This is a genomic window from Shewanella sp. MSW, assembly GCF_007636515.1.
In the GTDB taxonomy this organism is placed as follows: domain Bacteria; phylum Pseudomonadota; class Gammaproteobacteria; order Enterobacterales; family Shewanellaceae; genus Shewanella; species Shewanella indica.
This window is the reverse complement of sequence record NZ_LVDR01000012.1, coordinates 14,954-39,760: the sequence shown is the minus strand read 5'-3', so window position 1 is coordinate 39,760 and position 24,807 is coordinate 14,954. Positions and strand designations below refer to the sequence as shown.

General features: G+C 52.3%; 21 protein-coding genes. 5 read left to right on the top strand and 16 right to left on the bottom strand.

Features of this window, described 5'->3' with window-relative positions:
• Positions 1-31: 31 nt before the first annotated feature.
• The 5 genes from carB to AYI96_RS13845 all read right to left on the bottom strand — a co-directional run bounded on the left by carB (position 32) and on the right by AYI96_RS13845 (position 7,065).
• The gene (gene carB / locus AYI96_RS13865) at positions 32-3,253 is read right to left on the bottom strand and encodes a carbamoyl-phosphate synthase large subunit (protein ID WP_144220251.1); all 3,222 of its coding nucleotides are present in this window, start codon (positions 3,251-3,253) and stop codon (positions 32-34) included.
• Positions 3,254-3,276: 23 nt separating this feature from the next.
• Positions 3,277-4,425: a glutamine-hydrolyzing carbamoyl-phosphate synthase small subunit gene (carA, locus tag AYI96_RS13860; protein WP_093982431.1), complete on the bottom strand. Its 1,149-nt coding sequence runs from the start codon at positions 4,423-4,425 to the stop codon at positions 3,277-3,279.
• A gap of 188 nt (positions 4,426-4,613) precedes the next feature.
• Positions 4,614-5,432, bottom strand: coding sequence for a 4-hydroxy-tetrahydrodipicolinate reductase (dapB, locus tag AYI96_RS13855; RefSeq protein WP_039033628.1), 819 nt, complete (start codon positions 5,430-5,432; stop codon positions 4,614-4,616).
• A gap of 59 nt (positions 5,433-5,491) precedes the next feature.
• A complete protein-coding gene (locus AYI96_RS13850; RefSeq protein WP_039033627.1) occupies positions 5,492-6,109 on the bottom strand; it encodes an FKBP-type peptidyl-prolyl cis-trans isomerase in 618 nt (205 codons plus the stop codon).
• A gap of 161 nt (positions 6,110-6,270) precedes the next feature.
• Positions 6,271-7,065, bottom strand: a complete 795-nt coding sequence (locus AYI96_RS13845) for a M48 family metallopeptidase (protein WP_039033626.1) — start codon at positions 7,063-7,065, stop codon at positions 6,271-6,273.
• A 248-nt stretch (positions 7,066-7,313) separates the two neighbouring features.
• Between AYI96_RS13845 and AYI96_RS13840 the strand changes: the two genes are divergently transcribed.
• The 4 genes from AYI96_RS13840 to AYI96_RS13825 all read left to right on the top strand — a co-directional run bounded on the left by AYI96_RS13840 (position 7,314) and on the right by AYI96_RS13825 (position 11,083).
• Positions 7,314-7,514 (top strand): DUF1656 domain-containing protein, encoded by a 201-nt coding sequence (locus tag AYI96_RS13840; RefSeq protein WP_039033625.1) that lies wholly within the window; start codon positions 7,314-7,316, stop codon positions 7,512-7,514.
• Positions 7,515-7,522: 8 nt separating this feature from the next.
• The gene (locus AYI96_RS13835) at positions 7,523-8,386 is read left to right on the top strand and encodes an HlyD family secretion protein (RefSeq protein WP_039033691.1); all 864 of its coding nucleotides are present in this window, start codon (positions 7,523-7,525) and stop codon (positions 8,384-8,386) included.
• Position 8,387: 1 nt separating this feature from the next.
• The gene (locus AYI96_RS13830; RefSeq protein WP_052248001.1) at positions 8,388-10,511 is read left to right on the top strand and encodes an FUSC family protein; all 2,124 of its coding nucleotides are present in this window, start codon (positions 8,388-8,390) and stop codon (positions 10,509-10,511) included.
• Positions 10,512-10,660: 149 nt separating this feature from the next.
• A complete protein-coding gene (locus AYI96_RS13825; RefSeq protein WP_039033624.1) occupies positions 10,661-11,083 on the top strand; it encodes a MarR family winged helix-turn-helix transcriptional regulator in 423 nt (140 codons plus the stop codon).
• Between the two features lie 192 nt (positions 11,084-11,275).
• Here AYI96_RS13825 and dnaJ read toward each other — a convergent pair whose 3' ends face one another.
• Together dnaJ and dnaK are read right to left on the bottom strand one after the other, a co-directional pair.
• Positions 11,276-12,406 carry a molecular chaperone DnaJ gene (gene dnaJ, locus AYI96_RS13820; RefSeq protein ID WP_039033623.1) on the bottom strand — a complete coding sequence of 377 codons (1,131 nt, stop codon included), beginning with the start codon at positions 12,404-12,406 and terminating at the stop codon, positions 11,276-11,278.
• A gap of 90 nt (positions 12,407-12,496) precedes the next feature.
• Positions 12,497-14,410, bottom strand: a complete 1,914-nt coding sequence (gene dnaK, locus AYI96_RS13815; protein WP_039033622.1) for a molecular chaperone DnaK — start codon at positions 14,408-14,410, stop codon at positions 12,497-12,499.
• 303 nt (positions 14,411-14,713) lie between these two features.
• Between dnaK and AYI96_RS13810 the strand changes: the two genes are divergently transcribed.
• Positions 14,714-15,616, top strand: coding sequence for a DMT family transporter (locus AYI96_RS13810; RefSeq protein ID WP_071475606.1), 903 nt, complete (start codon positions 14,714-14,716; stop codon positions 15,614-15,616).
• Positions 15,617-15,866: 250 nt separating this feature from the next.
• On the opposite strand, the gene dinB is transcribed toward AYI96_RS13810, so the two are convergent.
• The 9 genes from dinB to nqrE form a co-directional block, all read right to left on the bottom strand.
• Positions 15,867-16,943 (bottom strand): DNA polymerase IV, encoded by a 1,077-nt coding sequence (gene dinB, locus AYI96_RS13805; protein ID WP_101095273.1) that lies wholly within the window; start codon positions 16,941-16,943, stop codon positions 15,867-15,869.
• A 154-nt stretch (positions 16,944-17,097) separates the two neighbouring features.
• Positions 17,098-19,104: a methyl-accepting chemotaxis protein gene (locus AYI96_RS13800; RefSeq protein WP_144361803.1), complete on the bottom strand. Its 2,007-nt coding sequence runs from the start codon at positions 19,102-19,104 to the stop codon at positions 17,098-17,100.
• A gap of 247 nt (positions 19,105-19,351) precedes the next feature.
• Positions 19,352-19,819 (bottom strand): bacterioferritin, encoded by a 468-nt coding sequence (gene bfr, locus AYI96_RS13795; RefSeq protein ID WP_039033619.1) that lies wholly within the window; start codon positions 19,817-19,819, stop codon positions 19,352-19,354.
• A gap of 10 nt (positions 19,820-19,829) precedes the next feature.
• A complete protein-coding gene (gene bfr, locus AYI96_RS13790; protein WP_039033618.1) occupies positions 19,830-20,303 on the bottom strand; it encodes a bacterioferritin in 474 nt (157 codons plus the stop codon).
• Positions 20,304-20,465: 162 nt separating this feature from the next.
• Positions 20,466-21,452 (bottom strand): GGDEF domain-containing protein, encoded by a 987-nt coding sequence (locus tag AYI96_RS13785; RefSeq protein WP_039033617.1) that lies wholly within the window; start codon positions 21,450-21,452, stop codon positions 20,466-20,468.
• A 104-nt stretch (positions 21,453-21,556) separates the two neighbouring features.
• A complete protein-coding gene (gene nqrM / locus AYI96_RS13780) occupies positions 21,557-21,781 on the bottom strand; it encodes a (Na+)-NQR maturation NqrM (protein WP_025011868.1) in 225 nt (74 codons plus the stop codon).
• 16 nt (positions 21,782-21,797) lie between these two features.
• A complete protein-coding gene (locus AYI96_RS13775; protein WP_071475608.1) occupies positions 21,798-22,829 on the bottom strand; it encodes an FAD:protein FMN transferase in 1,032 nt (343 codons plus the stop codon).
• Between the two features lie 62 nt (positions 22,830-22,891).
• On the bottom strand, positions 22,892-24,148 hold the full coding sequence (nqrF, locus tag AYI96_RS13770) for an NADH:ubiquinone reductase (Na(+)-transporting) subunit F (RefSeq protein ID WP_039033615.1): 1,257 nt from the start codon (positions 24,146-24,148) through the stop codon (positions 22,892-22,894).
• 45 nt (positions 24,149-24,193) lie between these two features.
• Positions 24,194-24,802 carry an NADH:ubiquinone reductase (Na(+)-transporting) subunit E gene (gene nqrE / locus AYI96_RS13765; protein WP_039033614.1) on the bottom strand — a complete coding sequence of 203 codons (609 nt, stop codon included), beginning with the start codon at positions 24,800-24,802 and terminating at the stop codon, positions 24,194-24,196.
• Positions 24,803-24,807 lie beyond the last annotated feature (5 nt).

Below are 24,807 nucleotides of genomic sequence, written 5' to 3'. Positions count from 1 at the left end.
TGGCCTGGTCACTTTCAGTCACTGACAGCGTTTACTTGTTGACTCTGGCGTGCAGTTCCTGCACCGAGGCAACATTGCTTCTGTCGTCGGCATCATGGGCCATACAGGTTGCAAAAGCCGCATTCATGGTGGTGGTGTAATTCACCTTGTGCTGCAGCGCGCCGCGGCGCAGCTGTCTGGAATCCTCGATGGCCTGACGACCCTCAGTGGTATTCACTATGTAGGTGTATTCACCGTTCTTGATCCGGTCAAGAATGTGTGGACGACCTTCATGCACCTTGTTCACCAGGCGAGGATTGATACCCGCTTCACCCAGCACCACAGCCGTGCCGTGGGTGGCATCCAGCTCATAGCCGAGTTCAATCAGCTTGGCCGCCAGATCCGAAACCCGCTTCTTGTCGCTGTGACGAACAGACAACAGGGCGCGGCCTGACTTGGGTACATCCTTCACTGAGCCCAGTTGCGCCTTGGCGTAGGCTTCGGCGAAGGTATCACCCACCCCCATCACCTCACCGGTAGAGCGCATTTCAGGGCCGAGCAGAGGGTCAACACCCGGGAACTTGTTGAACGGCAGAACCACTTCTTTCACTGAGTAGTAAGGCGGGATCACTTCCTGAGTATGTTGCTGTTCGGCCAGTGAAGTACCGGCCATTACCCGGGCGGCAATCTTGGCCAGAGGCACGCCTGTGGCCTTGGAGACGAAAGGCACTGTGCGGGCGGCACGCGGGTTCACCTCAATCAGGTAAATCACGTCGCTCTTGACCGCAAACTGCACATTCATAAGACCGACAACGCCCAGCTCCAGCGCCAGCTTGCGTACCTGCTCGCGCATCTCGTCCTGAATCGCCTTGGAGAGAGTGTAAGGAGGCAGTGAACAACCTGAGTCACCTGAGTGAACACCGGCCTGCTCGATATGCTCCATGATGCCGCCGATAACCACGTCCTTGCCATCGCAAACGGCATCCACGTCTACTTCGGTGGCGTCATCCAGGAAGCGATCCAGCAGTACCGGCGACTCGTTGGATACACTGACGGCTTCGTTGAAGTAACGGCGCAGATCCTGCTCGTCGTAGACGATTTCCATCGCCCGGCCACCCAGAACATAGGAGGGACGAACCACCAGGGGGTAGCCTATACGCTCGGCATCCAGTACCGCCTGCTCCAGGTTGGTCACTGTGCTGTTTTCAGGCTGTTTCAGCCCCAAACGCTCAACCGCTTGTTGGAAGCGCTCACGGTCTTCGGCGCGGTCGATGGCATCCGGGCTGGTTCCTATGATGGGCACACCTGCGGCTTCCAGGGCGCGGGCCAGTTTCAGTGGCGTTTGGCCACCATACTGCACGATAACCCCTTTGGGCTGCTCAACCCGCACGATTTCCAGTACGTCTTCCAGGGTAACAGGTTCAAAGTAGAGTCTGTCAGAGGTGTCATAGTCAGTGGAAACGGTTTCAGGGTTACAGTTAACCATAATGGTTTCATAACCGTCTTCACGCATCGCCAGCGCCGCATGCACACAACAGTAGTCGAACTCGATACCCTGACCGATACGGTTGGGGCCGCCACCTATCACCATGATCTTGTCTTTATCGGACGGATTGGCCTCACACTCTTCCTCGTAGGTGGAGTACATGTAGGCGGTATCCGTGGCGAACTCGGCGGCGCAGGTATCTACCCGCTTATAGACAGGGAAGAGCTCATACTTGTGACGCAGTTTGCGCACTTCACTTTCAGAAACCCCCAGCAGTGACGCCAGGCGCGCATCGGAGAAACCTTTGCGCTTCAGCTTGCGCAGGAACTCCTGGGAAAGACCGCTCCAGCCACCTTCCTTGACCTTCTCTTCCTGCAGCACCAGATCTTCAATCTGCACCAGGAACCAAGGGTCTATGTTGGTGATGCGGCGAATACCCTCCATGGACATACCGGCGCGGAAAGCATCGGCGATATACCAAGGACGCTCAGGGCCAACATCCTGCAACTCGTAACGTATCTTGGCCAGGGCTTCCGGCTCGTTGATATCCACGATAGGGTCAAAACCTGTCATCCCGGTTTCCAGGCCGCGCAGAGCTTTTTGCATCGACTCCTGGAAGGTACGGCCGATGGCCATCACTTCACCGACAGACTTCATCTGAGTGGTCAGGCGGTCGTTGGAACCGGCAAACTTCTCGAAGTTGAAACGAGGGATTTTGGTAACCACATAGTCGATAGAGGGCTCGAACGAAGCCGGGGTCAGACCGCCGGTAATGTCGTTCATCAGCTCATCCAGGGTAAAGCCCACCGCCAGCTTGGCCGCAACCTTGGCAATCGGGAAACCGGTCGCCTTGGAGGCCAGCGCAGATGAGCGCGATACCCTTGGGTTCATCTCGATGATCACCATGCGACCATCTTTGGGGTTGATACCAAACTGCACGTTGGAACCACCGGTTTCAACACCGATTTCCCGCAGCACCGCCATGGAGGCGTTACGCATCAGTTGATATTCTTTGTCGGTCAGGGTCTGAGCCGGTGCAACTGTGATGGAGTCACCTGTGTGTACACCCATGGGGTCAAAGTTTTCGATGGCGCAGACTATGATGCAGTTATCGTTACGATCGCGCACCACTTCCATCTCGTACTCTTTCCAGCCAATCAGCGACTCGTCAATCAGCAGCTCATTGGTCGGCGACAAGTCCAGACCTCGGGTACAGATCTCTTCAAACTCTTCGACGTTGTAAGCGATACCGCCACCGCTGCCGCCCATAGTGAAAGAGGGGCGAATGATGCAGGGGAAGCCCACTTCATTCAGTACCTTGTGCGCTTCTTCCATGCTGTGGGCAATACCGGCACGAGGACACTCGAGACCGATACTCTTCATCGCCTTGTCGAAACGGGCACGGTCTTCGGCCTTATCGATGGCATCGGCAGTGGCACCGATCATCTCGACGTCAAACTCTTTCAATACGCCTTTGGCTTCCAGTTCCAGGGCGCAGTTCAGCGCCGTCTGACCGCCCATGGTTGGCAGAATCGCATCGGGGCGTTCTTTGGCGATAATGTTGCGCACCACTTCCCAGTGGATAGGCTCGATGTATGTGGCATCGGCCATTTCCGGGTCTGTCATAATGGTTGCAGGGTTGGAGTTCACCAGAATAACCCGGTAACCCTCTTCTCTCAGCGCCTTACAGGCCTGGGCTCCCGAATAGTCAAACTCACAGGCCTGACCGATAACGATTGGGCCGGCACCCAGGATAAGAATACTTTGAATATCAGTACGTTTTGGCATTTTCTTCTATCTTCTCCCGGCGATTACAGCTTGACTTGGTGACGGTATTGCTCAATCAGTTCGATAAAGTGATCGAACAGAGGCGCACAATCGTGCGGCCCCGGACTCGCTTCAGGGTGGCCCTGGAAGCTGAAAGCCGGCTTGTCTGTCAGGTGGATCCCTTGCAGTGAGCCATCAAACAGCGACTTGTGAGTCACCTTGATGTTGGCAGGCAATGTGGCTTCATCGGCAGCAAAACCATGGTTCTGGCTGGTGATCATCACAGTGCCTTTGTCAATATCGCTCACAGGGTGGTTGGCGCCGTGGTGACCAAACTTCATCTTCAGCGTCTTGGCACCGTTGGCCAGCGCCAGCAGTTGGTGGCCAAGGCAGATGCCGAATACCGGGATATCGGTTTCGAGAATTTGCTGAATCGCCTTGATGGCGTAATCACATGGCTCCGGGTCACCGGGGCCGTTGGAGAGGAATACCCCATCCGGTGCCATCGCCAGCACTTCACTGGCAGGCGTTTGTGCGGGAACCACAGTCACATCACAGCCTCTGTCTACCAGCATTCGCAGTATGTTCTGCTTCACGCCGTAGTCATAAGCCACTACCTTGTACTTGAGTTCTGACTCGGGAGTATCGACCGGCAGGCCGCTCTCCAAACGCCAGGTTCCCTTGCGCCAGGTGTAAGACTTGTCGGTCGTCACTTCCTTGGCCAAGTCCATGCCTTTCAGCCCAGGGAATGCCTTGGCGGCGGCCAGCGCCTTGTCTACGTCCTGCTCACCCACCAGAATGCAACCGGCCTGAGCGCCCTTCTCCCGCAGAATACGGGTCAGCTTACGGGTGTCGATATCGGCGATACCGACTACCTTGTTGGCTTTGAGGTAATCACTGAGGGATTGTTGGTTACGGAAGTTACTGGCGAGGAGGGGAAGATCACGAATAATAAGACCACAGGCATGAACTGCATCGGATTCTGTGTCTTCATTGTTAGTACCGGTATTACCGATATGTGGGTAGGTTAGAGTTACTATCTGGCGAGAATAAGATGGATCGGTGAGGATTTCTTGATATCCGGTCATCGAAGTGTTAAAAACGACTTCTCCGACTGCGATCCCATCGGCACCGATTGCTGTGCCGGAAAATACGCTTCCATCTTCGAGTACGAGTAAGGCAGACTTTGTCAACGCGACCTCCGAGAAAAGAGCCAAGCCACTGAAATGTAATGTTTTTATCTTTGTTTAAAGTACCAATTTCCGCTAAAATACGAAATTTTGACAAATTCCGCGCATCCTACACGATAAATATCGATCCGTCTATAGCTTGGCGGACGAATTCGAAAAAAAACCGCCAATCGGCGGTTTTTTAAATAATGTCACAGGGGGTTCAACCCCAATACCTGTTGCATGTCGTAGAGCCCGGCATCCTGTTCCTGCAACCAAAGTGCCGCACGCATGGCGCCGTTGGCAAAGGTCATTCGGCTGGAAGCCTTGTGAGTGATCTCTAAACGCTCGCCCATATCGGCAAACATGGCGGTATGCTCGCCCACCAAGTCACCCGCTCTGATAGTGGCAAAACCTATGGTGTCGCGCTCACGCTCGCCGGTGATCCCTTCGCGGCCATAGACGGCGACTTTTTCCAGATCCCGCCCCAGTGTGTTGGCAATCACTTCCCCCATCTTCAAGGCGGTACCTGAAGGAGCATCCTTCTTGTGTCTGTGATGGCCTTCGATGATCTCTATGTCGGTATAATCACCCATGACTTCCGCCGCCAGTTCCAGCAGCTTCCACATCAAGTTAACCCCAACCGACATATTGGGTGCCAATACCACAGGGATCTGCTCGGCAAAGGCCTCAATCTGCGCCTTTTGCGCCGAATTGAAACCTGTAGTGCCTATCACTATCGCCTTATGATGGCGGGCGCACCAATCCAGATTGCTGAGAGTGCCTTCCGGGCTGGTGAAATCCACCAGCACATCGAAGTCATCCGCAACTTGATCCAGGCTATCGCAGACCCGGACATGAAGACAACCGACCCCGGCCAACTCCCCGGCATCGACTCCCACCAGAGTCGAGCCAGCGCGCTCGATGGCCGCGCCCAGAATGATCCGGCTGAAATGCGCGGCCGCTTCTATCAAGGTACGCCCCATACGGCCGCTGCTTCCGGCAACCGCAACTCTGACATGTCCACTCATAACTTTCTCCACATACAGGCTAAAAAAATCGCCTGAGTCAGACTCAAGCGATTTTGGTATTACAGAATGTCCAGCAGTTCCACTTCAAAGACCAGAGTGGAATAAGGCGGGATAGCCGCCCCGGCACCGCGCTCGCCGTAGGCCAGGTGATGCGGTACATACAGCTTGTACTTGGCGCCAACCGGCATCAGTTGCAGCGCTTCGGTCCAACCGGCAATCACGCCGGAAACCGGGAATTCGGCAGGCTGACCACGGGTTACTGAACTGTCGAATACTTTACCGTCGATAAAGGTACCGTGATAGTGAGTACGAACGTTGGAATCATAGCTTGGCTTCTCGCCTGAGCCTTCGTTGATGATTTCGTACTGCAGACCTGATTCGGTAGTCACCACACCTTCACGTTTGGCGTTTTCGGCCAGGAAAGCATTACCTTCGGCAGAAGCGGCTTCGGCAGCCTCTTCCTGCGCCTTTTGCAAGCGACGGCTGATTTCAGAGAAAGCAACCTGCATATCTTCCATGGAAACAACACTCTCTTTGCCGTCAAATGCATCGGCCAGACCGGCTTGAACGGCTGGAATATCCAGACCTTCGAAAGAGTTTGCGGCCAGTTGCTCACCCAACTGGCGGCCTACGCCGTAGCTGGCTTGTTGTTCAACACTGGTGAACTTATCAGACATAATCAGTTTACTCTCAGTTTATCTGTGAATTTTTCGCGGCACAGTGTAACACTTATCCGGGTTCAAGTGTTGCGCTTATTCGTATCCTTACGCTTTGTTCATTCGCCGAGTCTCAAGCCAAAATGGACAGAAGGCCTAGCCTCAAGCCGACTTTGTTAACCTCATTTTTGGCAAGAGCTAAATTTACCCTTGCTCGCCTGATAGAGCGGCATCATCTGCGCTTGTAAATCACGCAACTGGGCAATGCGGTTCTCATTGGATGGATGAGTCGACAACAGCTCCGGCCCCTGACCGCCCCCCGCCTTGGCCATGTTTTGCCATAAGGTCACCCCGGCTCCAGGATCGAAGCCGGCCCTGGCCATCAGCTCCAGCCCCATCACATCGGCCTCGGATTCCTGCGCCCGGCCATAGGGTAAGATATAGCCCACCTGCACCCCAAGCCCCAGGGCCGCCATGTAAAGATCGGCATTGGCTACTTGCCCCATCCCCAACGCCGTACCGGCCAACTGCATACCGGTATTGCTGAGTTGGGCCCGTGAAGCCTGTTCATTACCGTGCTGCGCCAACACATGCGCTATCTCATGGCCGATTACCGTTGCCAGTTGGTCTTCATTGTTGGCCACCTTAAGAAGCCCGGTATAGACACCGATATGACCACCAGGCAAGGCAAAGGCGTTGACCTGATCCGACTCAAACAGTACCCATTGCCAATGTTGTTGCGGCAATAAAGAGGTAATACGCTGCGCCACACAGGCAACATAGGCACTGGCGGCCTTGTCCTGGCTCTGCTTCTCTTTTGCTTTTATCTGCTCGAAAGAGGCGGTACCCATCTGGTTTATCTGTTCGGGCGAAAACAGTAACATCTGCGAGCGCCCGGTGGGCGACTGAGTAGTGGAGCAGCCTGAAAGAGCTCCCACAAAGAGTATGGCAAGTAGGCCGAAAATTCGGTTATTCATCTTTTATCTTCCGGTGATAAAGTTTCCCTGGATTTTACCTGAGTGTCACACGCAAGCACAGCTTGTCGTATCGCCAATGATCCCGCCAGCCAAAAGCCAGCTGCGCGTACAGCCAAGGCTTGAAAAAAGTTGACCTCTGGCTTGTCAGGCACGACACTGATTGAGATATATGGATACGGAAAAACGCCGTTATCCACTTATAAGTTACTCTTTACCAAACGTCTTTTTATAAGGTTCCAACTCATACAATGCTTGAAGAATTAGCCTTGGGGGGATTGCTGTTCAGTCCTTTGGTTCTCTTCGCACCTCTTGCGCTCGCACTCTGGTTTCTGACCAGACTGGTTCTTCACTGGACCGGGCTGTACACAAAAATCTGGCGAGTGGCCTGGTTCGAAGTCGCCCTGTTCGTGTGCTATCTGGCACTGATTATCTACCTGTTTGAGAGTTGACACTTATCATGGCAAAAGTACTGCGCATCTCCATTACCTTGCTTCTCGTGCTGGCAGCCTTAGTGGCCGGATATTGGATTTGGAATCACTACCTCTATTCCCCCTGGACCCGTGATGGCCGGGTGCGGGCCGAAGTCATTACCCTCTCGGCCGATGTCTCAGGCTGGGTCACTCAACTGAATGTTAAAGATAACCAACAAGTTAAACGTGGCGATCTGCTGTTTAAGGTGGACGATACCCGTTATCAAGCCGCCAGTACCGAATTGGCCGCCGAGCTGGAAAACAAGCTACACGCTTGGGAACTGGCCAAGCACAAATATGAACGGCGCAAGAATCTCACCGGCCGCGAGGTGATCAGTGAAGAGGATTTGGAAACTGCACGGATCAACACAGAGTTGGCCAAAGCCAGCTACAACTTGGCAAAGGCCAGACTCGACAGCAGCAAAATAGATCTTCAGCGCACTCAGGTTCACTCCCCCGCCGATGGCACCATAATCAACCTCAGCCTGCGTCAGGGCAACTATGTCAACCAGGGCAAGGCGGTATTATCTCTGGTTAAACAAGGCTCTTTCTATGTCACAGGGTACTTTGAAGAAACCAAACTGCCACTAATAAAGGTAGGCCAAAAGGCCAAAATCAGCCTAATGAGCGGTGGCAAGCCGCTCAGGGGCGAAGTGATCAGCATAGGCAAAGCAATTGCCGATACCAATACCAATGCCAATGGTCAACTATTGCCGCAAATTCAACAGAGCTTCAACTGGGTCAGGTTGGCGCAGAGGATCCCTGTGGATATCAAGCTGGACCCGGCTTCGGAACAACATGAACTCAGCGCCGGATTGACGGTTTCCATCCAACTGCAAGCCGAAAAATAATATGCCCCTATCTCCCACGCTGGCGGTATTTCTGACCCCGGACAAGCGCACGCTAATCTTCGCCACCAAAGGGGTGATTGCCATGGCACTGGCATTGACGGCGGCGCTCTATCTGGACTTGGAGCGCCCCTACTGGGCGCTGGTATCGGCAATATTCCTGCAGATGCGTCCCGAAAGTGGCCTGGTGCTGGAAAAAGGTCTTTGCCAGATAATAGGCACCCTGGTAGGCGGGGTTGCCGGCATAGCTATTCTCAGCATTTTTTACGGTGCCCCCGAACTGGCCATGCTCACCCTGGCGCTGTGGTTGGGGCTCAACTCTGCATTGTCGGCCATGGTACGCCATATCAACTTTGTCTACGCCTTCGCCATGGCGGGGATCACCCCCTGTCTTATTGTGCTCTTGGTGATGGTAAGCCCAGCTACAGCAAACAGTGAAACCATCTTCGCCGTCGCCCACTCCAGGGTCAGCGAAATTATAGTCGGTGCCATCTGTGCCACTCTGGTGAGCCAGTTGCTGTGGCCAGTCAGAGTCACCGAAGGGCTGCAAAAACAAACCCGTAAAATAGTCAACCAAACCCTGGAATACCTCACACTGGAGCTGGATCTCAACGGCTCCCATGAAAATCGCCATAATCAGATAGACGCAATTCTTGAATCACTGGCAGCAGCCAGCGACGATGCCAACGCTCTCAGCTACGAGGGTCCGGAAGGCCCGGGACGCAGTCGTGCGGCCAATTTGTTATTCAACAAGGTGTTATCATTGCTCGCCGTGATCCAGATATTCGGCCGTTTGCAGCGTAACCACGAAGAGTTGATGACAAGCACTCTCTCAGGGCTAATCCGTACCCTAAAAAGCAACTTCAAGGCGATGTCCGAGTCGGACGATTTCCAATTCTGTTATGAATTGGCACACAGGCAAAGGCGCGAAATCATCCACTTTCGCAACACTCATACCTGTATCAGCCCACTGGAATCGCGGCTGCTGAAAACCGCCTCGGAGCTGGCCAGCGATTTGGTGCTGGTGCTGCGGGCATTCAAGGCGTTGGAGTCACCGGATAAAACGCTGCTCAATGCTCCCGCGATGCAGACCCACAGAGATCCCCTGCTGGGGCTTATCACGGGTGTCAGAACCATGCTGATTTTCCTGATAGGTGCAGGGATGTGGATTGGCACCGCTTCCAGTGCGGCCCTGATGATAATGACTATGCCGGTGATCTTCTCCATCATGATGGCCAGACTGCCCTTACCCCTTTTGAGCATGATCCTGCGGCGACTGCTGATAGGAGTAATGATCGCCATTCCTGTCGCAATATTTTACGCCCTCGGACTACTGGCCCAAAGCAGCGGCGATATTGAGATCATGTTGTTGGTATTGGCAGGCCCCTTCTTTATTGGCCTGATGGCCCTGGCCAATCAGGCCACCCTGCCCTACGGCCTTGGATTTTGCATACCATTTGCCATTTTGGTCAGCCCCGGCAAAGACATGAGCCAGGCTTTTGCCGTAGACAACACCCTGAGCAAGGCGATGGCCATCTTTGTCGGCGTCAGCATCCTCTATTGGCTATTTAAGCTGGTGACTGAGCCAGGAGTCAAAATGATGCAGCAACGCCTACTCAACGCCACCCGCAAAGATCTGATTGAGATGGTCAAACAGGACAAGCCTGAAGACTGGTTTAATGCCCGTATGGCTGATCGCTTGCTGCGCTTGGCCAATTATGAACGCAGCAGCCAGAGCAACAACCGAACCCTGACCGACTTAGGCCTCACCGGCCTTAACCTGGGCCATGTATCGATGCGTCTGCGCCGCCTGCTGGCCAGCATCAGCGACAGCCAACTCGACGAACTACTGCAAGACTGGCAACTGGCGCTCGCCAACGCCTTTATCTTCTGTTCCCGCGGCGAAAATCCACCTGATTTCCGTAACAGTTGCGAACGCCTTTTAGCCCGGCTGCAAACCGATGGTTTGACACAGGAGCAACTGGAAATGGTTCAGGGGATGTTTGAGCGCCTGATAATGACCTTTGAGCGCAGCTCCGCCATGATAAGCAATGCCAATGCACCCGTAACCCAAGCTGAGTCTGCGCCACCGCAAGAGCAAGAGTCTGCTTCCGAACAAAAGCCTTAGGCAAAGACCTGAAGCTCAGCGCCATAAGTCATCCAACCCGATAGAAACTTGCAAACTACTTGACCGCTCAAGCAAATAGACTAATACTTGCACAATCAAGTATTGATAAAGCATTGGTCAAGTTAATTTCGTTTCCAGAGGTTTCACAGATGACACAACCCATAACGACAAGCATTGTGCTTGCTATAACCGAGATGCACAGTCAACTGCAACGCAGTCTGGCAGGCAGGTTGTCGCTGCACGGTATCAGCTTCAGCGAGTTTTTGGTACTGAGACAATTGGCAAAGGCCGAGGGCAATAAACTCAGAAGGATCGACCTGGCCCAGGGTGCCGGGCTCAGCGCTTCGGGGATCACCCGCCTGCTTAACCCAATGGAAAAAATTGGTCTGGTAGAAAAGGAAACTGCCAGCCGTGATGCCAGAGTCAGCCTGGTAGCCCTGACACCGGCGGGCGCTAAGATTTTTACTGAGGCCGAGGTATCATTTCAGCAAGTCGCCGATGAGTTTATGTCACGCTTGAGTGAGCAAGAGCAACAACTGTGGCTAAGCCTGCTCCATAAGCTGGGTGCCTGAATATCAGGGCTCTGAATACCAGACAGTAACTCTGAACATTGCTATTCTAAAAGTGCTTAAATCCGCGGCCGGAAACAGCAGAAACAGCAGAAACGGCATAAGTATCGAGTGCGACATTCACGCCAGCTCAAGTATGACCCCAAAAAAAACCGATGCCTTGAGCATCGGTTTTTTGTTTCGGTAGAGCGCCGGTTAGCTATTCAAATCCTGAAAGAACTTTTTCACTCCATCGAAGAAGCCTTCAGCCTTGGGGCTATGTTTCTTGGATGCGCCGGTGACTGAAGTTTCAAATTCACGCAGCAGCTCTTTCTGACGCTCGGACAAGTTCACCGGCGTTTCCATCACCACTTTGCAAAGCAGATCGCCAACCGCGTGACTGCGCACCGACTTAACCCCTTTGCCGCGCATGCGGAACATGCGGCCGGTCTGGGTTTCCGCCGGGATCTTCAGGTTGACCTTACCATCCAGTGTCGGCACTTCCACTTCACCGCCGAGGGCGGCCTTGGCGAAGGATATCGGCACTTCACAATAAAGGTTATTGCCGTCACGGACAAAGATCGGGTGCTCGCGCACAGTAACCTGTACATAGAGATCCCCCGCCGGGGCTCCGAATTCACCGGCTTCACCTTCACCGGCCAGGCGGATACGGTCGCCGGTATCGACACCGGCCGGAATTTTCACCGACAGTGTCTTGCTCTTTTCTATGCGGCCATCACCGTGACACTTGCTGCAAGGTTCTTTGATGATCTTGCCGCGACCATGACAGGTAGGACAAGGTTGCTGCACAGCAAAAAAACCCTGACGCATCTGTACCTGACCGGCACCGTGACAGGTACCACAAGTAGTAGCCGAGGTACCCTTCTTCGCGCCGCTGCCATCACAGAGATCACAGCTAACCAAGGTTGGGATCCTAAGCTCACGGGTAATACCACGCACCGCTTCTTCCAGCGACAGTTCCAGGTTGTAACGCAGATCTGAACCACGGGCAGCTTGACGATGCCCGCCGCGACGACCACCACCGAAGATATCCCCGAACACGTCACCAAAGATATCACCGAAATCAGCGCCGCCACCAAAACCACCACCGCCACGGTTAGGGTCAACCCCAGCATGACCAAACTGATCATAGGCAGCTTTTTTGTCTTCGTCGGTCAGGATCTCGTAGGCTTCTTTGACTTCTTTAAAGCTGGCCTCGGCCGCCTTATCGCCCGGATTGCGGTCAGGGTGATACTTCATCGCCAGGCGCTTATAGGCCTTCTTGATCTCCCGCTCGCTGGCGTCGCGACCGACGCCCAATACTTCGTAATAATCTCGCTTTGACATAATCTCACGCTTTCCAAGCTGGATTCACACAAGCGGGCGTTAGGGTTGCCCCGTAACGCCCGCCGGAATTAATCGAGTGTTACCACCCAATTACTTCTTGTCGTCTTTAACCTCTTCGAACTCGGCATCGACAACGTCATCGGCCTGGGCATTGCTGCTCTGGGCTTCGCCTTGACCTTGGCCTTGTTGTGCCTTGGCCTGAGCGATTTCCATCAGCTTGGCAGAAGCTTCTATCAGCTCTTGAGTCGCCTTCTCGATAGCTTCTTTGTCGTTACCCTTGGTGGCAGTTTCTACAGCGGCCATAGCGGTTTCAATCTTGGCCTTGTCGTCTGCTGCCAGAGCGTCACCGGCTTCTTCCACCTGTTTCTTGGTAGCGTGTACCAGACCGTCAGCCTGGTTGCGGGCGCTGACCAGTTCTTCAAATTTCTTGTCTTCCTCGGCATGAGCCTCGGCGTCGCGAACCATTTTCTCGACTTCATCATCAGACAGACCGGAAGAGGCCTTGATGGTGATGTTCTGCTCTTTGCCTGTCTTCTTGTCTTTGGCAGACACGTGCAGAATACCGTCGGCGTCGATGTCGAAAGTCACTTCAATCTGTGGCATGCCGCGTGGAGCAGGCTCAATACCTTCCAGGTTGAACTGACCCAGTGACTTGTTGGCGCTGGCTTGCTTACGCTCACCCTGCAGCACGTGAATGGTCACTGCGCTCTGGTTGTCGTCTGCTGTAGAGAAGGTCTGCTGCGCCTTGGTAGGAATAGTAGTGTTCTTCTCAATCAGCTTGGTCATTACGCTGCCCATGGTTTCAATACCCAGAGACAGAGGCGTTACGTCCAGCAGCAGTACGTCTTTCACGTCACCGGCCAGTACACCACCTTGAATCGCAGCACCTACGGCTACCGCTTCATCAGGGTTCACGTCTTTACGTGGTTCCTTGCCAAAGAAGTTGGTTACCGCTTCCTGAACCTTAGGCATACGGGTTTGACCACCCACCAGGATCACTTCGTTGATGTCAGACACTGATAGGTCGGCATCGGCCAGAGCCACTTTCAGAGGCTCCAGAGAACGCTGGATCAGGTCTTCAACCAGAGATTCCAGTTTGGCACGGGTGATCTTAACCACCAAGTGCTTGGGACCTGTCGCATCAGCAGTGATGTAAGGCAGGTTCACCTCGGTCTGAGTGGTGCTGGACAGCTCAATCTTAGCCTTCTCGGCAGCTTCTTTCAGACGCTGCATAGCCAGAGGGTCGTTACGCAGATCCAGACCTTGCTCTTTCTTGAATTCGTCAGCCAGGTAGTTGATCAGACGGTTGTCAAAGTCTTCACCACCCAGGTGAGTATCACCGTTGGTTGCCAGTACTTCGAAAGTCTGGTCGCCGTCGTTGCTGTCGATTTCGATGATGGAGATATCGAAAGTACCACCACCCAGGTCATATACAGCAACAATATTGTCGCCCTGCTTCTTGTCGATACCATAGGCCAGTGCCGCAGCAGTTGGCTCGTTGATGATACGCTTTACTTCCAGACCCGCGATACGGCCGGCATCTTTGGTGGCCTGACGCTGAGAGTCGTTGAAGTAAGCAGGTACTGTGATTACCGCTTCAGTCACTGGCTCACCCAGGAAGTCTTCAGCAGTTTTCTTCATCTTTTTCAGTACTTCAGCAGACACCTGAGGAGGTGCCATCTTCTTACCATGGCTTTCAATCCAAGCATCGCCGTTGTCGGCCTTGATGATTTTGAAAGGCATGATGCTGACGTCGCGCTGAACTTCATCATCAGTGAAGCGACGGCCAATCAAACGCTTGATGGCAAAGAAAGTGTTGGCAGGGTTGGTCACAGCCTGACGTTTTGCAGGTGAGCCAACCAGCGTCTCGTCTTCAGTGAAGGCGATGATAGAAGGTGTTGTGCGATCGCCTTCGGCATTCTCCAATACGCGAGCCTTGTCACCATCGAGGACAGCTACACAAGAGTTTGTTGTGCCTAAGTCGATACCAATAATTTTACCCATGAGGTCCTCCGAAAAATCTTTTCTTTCGAACTGAATATGTTTATCTGATTTCAGATATGGGGGTAAACTCGCTGTTTTCAAGCCCGTTGTAGATGGCCCCCAATCTTGCCTTACCCCCTATATAGGGGCGTAAAACTGCTTTACAAGGGCCAGGAAGAAAAAAATAGATTTTTTTGTACAATCTTTTTACGCATCGTCGGTGCCGGAGATCTTTTTTTGTTTAGCAGTACTGAATAAAATAGTGTCGATTGCGACCGTGGCAGAACCAGCCATAAAACAAGAGTAGAAACAGAGACCTCTAAAGTGAAAAAATCCCAGCTGGCCCTGATCTACGGAATGGCCGCCGTATTCCTCTGGTCCACTGTTGCGACCGCCTTTAAAATCGCCCTCGGCTTTTTCTCGCCGTTGCAACTGGTGTTTATTGCCGTTATCACTTCATCCATCTGTCTGGGGCTTATTCTTGCCTGGCAGGGGAAACTCACATTATTAAAGCAGCAGTTTCGCGCCCGGCCCTGGTTTTATCTGCAAACCGGAATACTGAATCCATTTCTATATTATCTGGTACTGTTCAAAGCCTATGATCTCTTGCCGGCGCAGCAGGCGCTGTCGCTGAACTACACCTGGGCGGTACTGTTGCCACTGCTTGCCGCCCCCATGTTGCAGCAAAAGCTGCAACTCAGCGACATGCTGGCGGCCATCACCGGCTACTTTGGAGTACTGGTGATAGCCACCGGCGGTAATCTGTTATCGATGGACTTTGAAAACCCCTTCGGTATTCTGCTGGCACTCTCCAGTACCCTGCTATGGTGCCTATATTGGATCATCAACACCAAAGACAAGGGCGATGCCATTGTCAGCCTATTGCTGAGTTTTTTGGTGAGTCTACCGCTGATAACCATCACCCTGCTGACAACAGAAAGTCTGCCCTCTTTGCATTGGCAAGCGCTGGGAGCCGGTGTCTATGTGGGGCTATTTGAGATGGGCGTCACCTTTGTGCTCTGGCTAATGGCACTGAGAACCACAGAGCGGGCAGCCAGCATCACCAATCTGGTGTTTCTGACGCCACTCATGTCCATGGTGTTTATTGCGCTGATATTGAAAGAAGCCATCACTCTGGCGACTCTGGTCGGTATGGGACTTATCCTGTCAGCCCTCTTGATACAGAAAGTGCTGAAACCCAAGGCACCGAAAATGAAGGTAGTGTGATACGCCATATTAAGCCATTATTTAAGGGCAACGAAGATTCTCGGCCTTATCTGTGCAACTCGTCTAATGTTGGAAATTGATGATGGCCCTATGATGATGGCCCAATACCCAGGAACCGCCTCATACAGTAAGCGTCGGGTAAACTGGCACATAAAGGTAATGCCGTAGAAGGAGCTTTTTAGCCTCACAATCCGTTACCCCAAGAACCGATAGCCGATTGAATTTCTGTAAACTAATCCAAACTGTCAATTTAGAAAGCCAAATCCAACTGCTGTAGAGTTTCCTCTGCCGATGAGTGGCTGTCATCCTGGCTAACCAGGCCGACAGCGACCCCCAGCAGGCGGATGCCACGGCCGTTGGCTCTTTGCAATGCCTGGGTCAGCAAGTCATCCAGCAGACGCACAGATAACTCTCTCGAGCGGGTTTCTATAGTGGTCTGTTTAAAGTCACTGAACTTGAGTTTGACCACCAGCTTTTGAATTTGCCTGTCTTTGGCTCCGCGCTCCAAACGGCGGGCCAACTCCTGCACCAACTGTGGCATTACCTGACGACACTGAGCCAGGGTATGGATATCCTCTGCCAGCGTGGTCTCTACCCCGACCGATTTACGCTCTCGGTTGATGGTCAGTTCACGCTCGTCTATCCCCTGAGCCCTTTCATAAAGTAAGCTTCCAAACTTTCCAAACCTCTGTTGCAATATGGCCAAAGGCACCTTCTGTACATCCGCACAGGTATGCAGCCCCATTTCGGCCAGTTTCTGAGCGGTGACCTTACCGACTCCGGGGATCTTGATAAGCGGCAGTTTTTTTACAAACTCAGGCAGCGCCTGTGGCGTGACCACATACTGGCCGTTGGGCTTATTGAGATCTGAGGCCACCTTGGCGAGAAACTTGACCGGAGCGATACCCGCAGAAGCCGTAAGGCCTGTTTCCGCCAGGATATCGGCGCGAATAGCCTCGGCAATTAGGGTGGCCGAACCTTGGTATAACGAGCTATCGGATACATCCAGATAGGCTTCATCCAGCGACAGAGGTTCAATCAGTGAGGTATAGCGGGCGAAGATGGCCCGGATCTCTGCCGAGACTTCCTTATAGACAGACATGCGCCCGGGGATCAGCAGCAGATCCGGGCAAAGCTTTAACGCATAGGCCGAGGCCATGGCAGAACGAACGCCAAATTTACGCGCCTCATAATTACAAGTGCTTATCACCCCGCGTCTGTCACTACTGCCGCCTACGGCCAAAGGTCGGCCACGATATTCTGGAAAATCACGCATCTCCACCGCGGCAAAATAGCAGTCCATGTCGATATGTATGATCTTTCTCAAGCTTGCTTTCCGGATCTCAAAGGGCTCGGTCGAGCCGGATATAAACAGAGTACTGTATATAAACACAGTTAACAAGCTGGGATAACGTAAAGATATTTCAATCGGGAGCAAAAAAGGAGATCCTGGGCTCTCCTTTATGGATTTGAAGCTCGTCTTAATCGATGCGGAACTGACCTATGTTACGCCCCAGAGCCGTGGCCAACTGTTGGAATGCCCGCATCTTTTGTGACAATTCTTCGCTGGCGCTCAGGGATTCATCGGAGCGGCCACGAACATTTTCAATGTTGCAGGCCACTTCTTCGGCCACCACAGCCTGCTGGCCTATCGCCGCGGTGATCTCCATGGTTTGCAACTGGATGGCATCCACTGCCGCGGTGATTTCTGTCAATGCTCGCTCAACCTCCAGTGTCAGGCTTTGGCCCTGGTTGGCCTCCCTGACTCCGGCTTCCATCACCTGTTCGGCTTGCTGTGCCTGTTGCTGCAGAGTCTGGATAATGCCCTGAATATTGGTAGTCGAGTCCTGGGTGCGGGATGCCAGGGTGCGCACCTCATCGGCAACAACCGCAAAGCCCCTTCCCTGCTCCCCGGCGCGGGCCGCTTCAATGGCAGCATTGAGTGCCAGCAGATTGGTTTGCTCGGCAATGGCGCGGATCACACTGAGCACCTCGCCTATCTCCTCTGAGCTGCTTCTGAGCGCCCGAATAACCCCGGCGGCTTGGTTAACCTGTGTGGAAAGTGAGTGCATTCCCTGACTGGCCTGCTGCACCACATCTGCGCCGTTTCTTGACTGCAACAGTGCCGTCTCGGCAAACTCGGCGGCTCGTTGGGCGCTGGTCGCCATCTCCTGGCTTGTGTGGGCCATTTCGGTAGCGGCAGTGGCCACTGAGGCAATTTCCTGTTTCTGGGCGCTGACAGAGGCCAGTGCGTTGTCACACACCTCAGCCGCGGCGGCAACCCCATTATCCACCCGACCACTGAGCTCACGGGTTTCCAGCAACAGACTCTGCACCTTGGCGGCAAAACGGTTGAATGCTGCGCCAAGACGCCCAAGTTCATCGGTGCGGTTGATTTCAATGCGGCGTGACAAGTCGCCCTCACCCTCGGCGATATCTTCCATGGTGTGCAGCAGGCTATTGAGATTACGCCGAAAAGGCAGCATCATCAGGAAAACGGTTAACGCCACCAGTAAAATAATCCCCACTGAGACCAGGCTGGTTTGCCAAAGGCTTTGCTTCACAGGAGCCTGAAACACTTCATTAGGCAACATAAACCCCAAATACCAGCGCACTTTGGGATAATCACCGCGAATGGCAATATAGCTCACTCGCTGCAATTCTCCCTGATAAGTGACTTCGGCAATACCGGCATCCCGGGTTTGCATTTCACGTTTCAGTTCACTAAAGCCCTGATTGTCACCGCTGAGATTGTCAATAACGGCCGCATCAGAGCCGGCGGGGAACGCTTGATTAAAACCCGGGAAGTACACCAGTTTTCCCTGCTCCGTCATCAAAAATGCCTGGCCTTCGCCCCGATATTTGATTGGCGCCAGCAGGTTTTTACCTATGGTATCGATGAGAATATCCATACCGCCTATGCCTATCAGGCGACCATTGGCATCCTTGACTACTGTCTTGACTGTGGCCGAGATTGAGCCGTCGTTAGCATCCACAGCCGGGTCGCCGACAAACAAACCATTTTTGTCTATCGCCTCCTGCCACCAGGGACGTTTGTTGGTGTAGTAGTCGGGATCGCCATCGTAACGGCCATTGAGATCAAAGTACTCGAAGGTATTGGCCGAGCCGAAGAACACCGACTTGATCTCCTTGTCCTGCTCGGAGAAAAAGTGAAAGTAATCCACCAGCTGTTGATAGCCGGGATCAAGACTGAGATCTAAGCCACGGCTATGGTATTTGGCAAACCAGTTATTGATGGCAGGGTTAGCAAAGACAGAGTGAATAATCTGCCCCTTGGCGTAGAAGTAGTTGCCGATTTCATTGGCCTTGAGGGTGATCAGCGCCGATATATCCTGATCTATACGGGCACGGGTATCTTCACTACTGCTCTTAACCATCACAGCCGCCACGATAGACAACAACAGCGCCAGGGCACCGGCGATAGCTAATACAAGTTGCAAACTGAGGGAACGTCTTATCTGCTCCATTGCGAGTCCTATTTGTTATATTTTTATTTAAGGAAACCTGCAATGTATCAGAATCTGTTAACAAATTTGACTATAAAATGGCAAGAAACAATATAATTTTCTATGTAAACAATCCACTGCACCAAACCGAAGTAATTCAGTGCCTTATTGCCCAACTTAAGTGCATTCAATTTAATTCAGGTTCAATGCAACATCAGATAGCAAAAGAGCCGCAATAGCGGCTCTTGTCGTAGTGGCTTTGATACCGTTACATCTTGGACTGGATGTAATTCTGTAGCCCAACCTTGCCAATAAGGCCCAGCTGTTTCTCCAGCCAATACATGTGGTCGTCTTCGGTTTCTTCCAGTAATAGCTCCAATAACTCCCGGCTCTGATAGTCCTTGAGTTGCTCACACAAGGTAATGGCTTCTCTCAGGTTGGCAGCAACCTTGTATTCATATTGCAAGTCGTTGTGGAGCATCTCCTGCACATTCTTGCCTATGGTGAGAGCGTCGCGACTGGCAACATCCGGAGTGCCTTCCAGAAACAGGATCCGCGCAATCAACTTGGCGGCATGCTCTCTTTCATCATCCGACTCATGTTTAATTCGCTCATAGAGCTCATTCAGCCCCCAGTCTTCATACATATGGGCATGTACGAAATACTGATCCATTGCCGACAGCTCCCCGGTCAGCAGCTTATTGAGCACATCTATGACTTGCTGATGGCCTTTCATATCTGTCTCCTTATTCTGTCTCAATCTGTGATTGCAGATAGTTAGCCAGTCCGGTCAGGCCTATCAGCTCAAACTGAGCTTCCAGCCAATCCAGATGTTCCTCTTCATCTTCCAGCAGATCCTCAAGGATATCGCGACTGACATAATCACGCTCAGCCTCACACAAGGCAATGGCATCACGCAGCACTGTCAGTTGTTCTTCCAGCATCTGTTTGTCACAGGCCAGCATCTCTTCGCTGTGTTCACCTATGCGCAGCTTGTCCAGCTGTTGCAAGTTGGGCAGACCTTCGAGAAACAACACCCGCTCGATAAGCTTGTCGGCGTGTTTCATATCCTGAATCGATTTCTTGTAGGCTTTATGGTTGAGTCCTTCCAGGCCCCAGTTCTTGAACATGCGGGCATGAAGGAAGTACTGATTGATGGCTGTCAGCTCACAGGTCAACACCTTGTTGAGCTGGGAAACCACTTTGGGATGACCTTTCATTGTCTCGTCCTTTAGCTTTGATTAAACTTGATCCAAGTCAAGTTTTCCCAGCCTAGCCTAAAGTAGGAGGCATTACAAATTAACCTTTAATTTCACCAACTTACAAAAGGCAACCATTATCATTTTGACTATGATTAGCAAGAAAACTTTGTGTTCAAGTGATTAAAAAAGCTCAATATCATCCTCAATTTGTGGTCCTTCGAGCTTGCCTTCCGCCAGCAGTTGCCCATAAAACGCTACTTGGTTACGGCCATTGCCTTTAACAAAATACAGTGCATTGTCAGCCTGATTGAGCAAGGTGCCGGGATCAACCCGGGGATCGATTCCCACAATGCCCATAGAGATGCGGATCCCGCCTAAACGCTCCTGCTGCAATTGAGCCAAATTCTGGGTGAACTCCTGACACAATTCGATAAGTGCCCTGCGGCTGCGCGGCGCCGGCAAGATAACAAACTCATCACCGCCGAAACGGAACATAAGATCCTGAGCACTGAACACCTGTTTCATCAGCGCCGAAACCTGCAACAAGACTTCATCGCCATAGAGGTGACCAAAGGTATCGTTGATTTTTTTGAAGTAATCTATATCGAAGATGCAGATCCACAACTTGAGCTCCTCGTCGGCATCCTGACTTGCCTGCGCTTGCTCCTGCAGGAGGTCGCAGGCAATCTCCACCGAGCTATAAAGCTGTGGCAAAAAGGCCTTGCGGTTTAATAAATTGGTCAGGCTGTCGGTTTCACTCTCCACCACTATGTGAAAATAGTTCTCATAGACCTTGGCGAAACCTCTGAGTAGAACCCTGTCTTGCTCAGTCAATAAAGGCGCGCTGACCAAGAGCACCTTGGTGAGTTTGTCATTGATGATAATAGGAACGGCCAACTCCTGATGCAAACCGTTGGAAAAACAGATCTCCCTTCGTTGTTCAATACAGAGTTTGACCGACACCGCCAAGCTGGCGCTACTGACATTGCGCTGGCCATCCAGGCCCCCTTTACGCTTGGTCAGCTTATCCACATCCAGGATACACACCTCATCTATACTGAGCATTTGCGATACAGTGGACACCAGGCTCTCGGCCAGCGAATCCAACTGCCGCTGCTCGGTCAGTTGTACCACAGAATCGAGAATAGCTTCCGGTTCCCGGTTCATCGGCATATCTCCTCTACAGAGCGCTTGTCCATGCCACAGAGTGTAGTACAAGAGAAATTGACGAGAACGATGGACGAAGAAAAGGCATCCGAAGAGGCCCTTTTTCAAATAATTCTATCTTTGGTTAAACGCTCGCGCCGGGCTTCTTCTGCCGCTTCACGGGCCTTGCGTTTATCACATGGCTCATCACAATCACAGGCTTTTTCTATGCCCAAGACCCCGAGGCCACCACAGCTACCCTGCACCGCCTTGCGCTTGATTAAATAGCCCACAGACATCAGCAGGAAAAATGCCAGCAGTATCACAAAGGCTGCAATAAAAGTACTCATAAAGGCTCCAATTACTCTAGTCAACGAAGGCTTTAAACGCAGAGCTATAGTATACCTTAAACCCTTCGTCCTGTTTTTCAATCAGCATGATGGCCAGCTTTTCCTTTTCGGCCAGGGCCAGTGAGGCTTCTGTGCCCATCACCATCATGGCAGTGGCGAAACCATCGGCCGTCATACACTGAGGGTGCAACACTGTGACAGAGGCCAGTCTGTGCTCTACCGGAAAGCCGCTGCGGGGGTCAATAATATGAGTAAAGCGCTGTCCGTCTTCCTCATAGTAGTTGCGATAATCACCCGAGGTCGCCATGGCCATGGTGCCCGGCTCTATCACCTGTTGCACGGCCAGGCCATTATCCGCCGGCTGCTCTATCGCCACCCGCCAGGGTTTGCCATCGCCTTTGCTTCCCTTGACGCTGATCTCACCGCCAATCTCCACCAGATAACCTTTGGGCTGATACTTATCCAGCAAATGAGCCACTTTATCGACCCCAAACCCTTTGGCTATGGATGACAAGTCCACATAGACGCTGGACTGAGTCTTGCTGAGCCGGTCCCCTTCTATTTGAATGGCATCTATGCCCATTCTTGCCTTGGCGTTGGCTATCTGCTCGGCAGAAGGCACTTCCAAAGGCCGCTTATCCGGGCCAAACCCCCACAGGTTGACCAAGGGTCCCAGGGTAATATCGAGCGCGCCGTCGGTGAGCTGATATAGTCTAATTCCTTCACGAATATTGGTAATGGTATCGGCGGAAACGGCCTGGCTTTGGCCTGGCTTGAGCTGATTGAAACGTGAAAGCTCGGAGTCGGGCCTGTAGGTCGACATCTGGTCGTTCACCTGCTCCAGCGCCATATCGATTTCAGCCTGTAACAACTGAGCATCCGGCAAGCGCTCACTGTTGACCACCTTAATGTGATAAGTGGTGCCCATGGTGCTGCCGGAGAGTGCAATCACATCATCCTGACTACTGCACCCAGAAACAAAAAAGGCCAATCCTATGAGGACCAGCCAATTTGCCAGCGTTGTAAACTTAGCGGTCTTGAACTGCATACTATGAATTTCCCTTACAAACTGGCACTGCCCAAAGGCAGTGCCAGGGAATGAACTAATGCTTAGCCACCGAAGTCATCCAAGAGGATATTTTCATCTTCAACGCCAAGATCTTTCAGCATAGCAATTACCGCTGCGTTCATCATTGGAGGTCCACACATGTAGAACTCGCAATCTTCAGGGGCTTCGTGCGACTTGAGGTAGTTCTCATAGAGCACGTTGTGAATGAAGCCAGTGTAGCCATCCCAATTGTCCTCAGGCTGAGGATCGGACAGGGCCACATGCCAGACAAAGTTATCATTCTCTGCCGCCAGGCCATCGAAATCTTCAACATAGAACATTTCGCGCTTGGAACGAGCACCGTACCAGAAGCTCATCTTACGCTTGGACTTAAGACGCTTGAGCTGGTCGAAGATATGAGAACGCATAGGCGCCATACCTGCACCACCGCCGATAAAGACCATTTCAGCATCGGTATCTTTGGCAAAGAACTCACCGAATGGGCCGGAGATAGTGACTTTATCACCTGGCTTGAGACTCCAGATGTAAGACGACATCTTACCACAAGGCAGACTCAAATTCCGTGGTGGAGGCGTGGCAATCCGCACGTTCAGCATGATAATACCGAACTCTTCCGGATAGTTGGCCATAGAGTATGCACGAATGGTTTCTTCATCAACCTTGGATTCCAGGTTGAAGAAACCAAAGTGTTCCCAGTCACCACGATACTCTGCTGGAATATCGAAGTCTTTATACTTCACATGGTGAGCAGGGGCTTCAATCTGAATATAACCACCTGCACGGAAAGGTACAGACTCGCCATCAGGGATCTGCAGCTTGAGCTCTTTAATGAAGGTTGCCTTGTTATCGTTGGAGATAACAGTACATTCCCACTTCTTGATGCCGAAGATCTCTTCGTCCAGCTCAATTTCCATATCTGACTTGACGTTAACCTGACAAGACAGACGGCAACCCTTACGGGCATCACCCTTGCTGATGTGATCCAGTTCGGTTGGCAGAATATCACCGCCACCGGACTTAACGTTGACACGACACTGACCACAAGAGCCACCGCCACCACAAGCAGATGACACGAAAATACCGTTGTTGGCCAAAACGCCCAGCAACTTGCCACCGGCAGCAGTGGTAATCGCCTTGTCTGGGTCACCGTTGATGCCAATAGTAATATCACCGCTGGAGACCAACTTGGATTTGGCGAACAGGATCACCAGTACCAGGATCAGAACTATCGCGGTAAACATACTCACACCGAGGTAAACCTCGAGCGGAGTAGACTTAAAAATACCAAGAATATCCATTAACTTATCCTTAGAGGTTCAATTTCGGAAGCCGCTTGGTGCCCCTTAAAGGGACACACCAGAGAACGACATGAAACCTAAGGCCATCAGACCTGCAGTGATAAAGGTAATACCCAGACCACGCAGACCATTAGGCACATCAGCATACTTCAGCTTCTCACGGATACCGGCCAACAGGACGATAGCTAATGCCCAGCCAAAACCGGAACCGAAACCGAACACCAGGCTCTCACCCAGGTTGTAGTCACGTTCAACCATGAAAGATACCGCACCGAAAATCGCACAGTTTACTGTGATCAGCGGCAGGAAGATCCCCAAGGCGTTGTAGAGTGGCGGGAAGTACTTATCCAGAGCCATTTCCAGGATCTGAACCAAGGCTGCGATAACACCGATAAAGGTAATGAACTTAAGGAAGCTCAGATCGGCATCCGGTACACCTGCCCAAGCCAGTGCGCCAGGAGCCAGAATACCTTGATAGATTATCTGGTTAACAGGTACTGAAATGGTCAGCACCACGATAACCGCAACCCCAAGCCCCATGGCCGTCTTCACTTTCTTGGAAACTGCCAAGAAGGTACACATCCCCAGGAAGAAGGCCAGTGCCATGTTTTCGATGAAAACAGAGCGAATTAACAAACTGATATAATGTTCCATCGCGC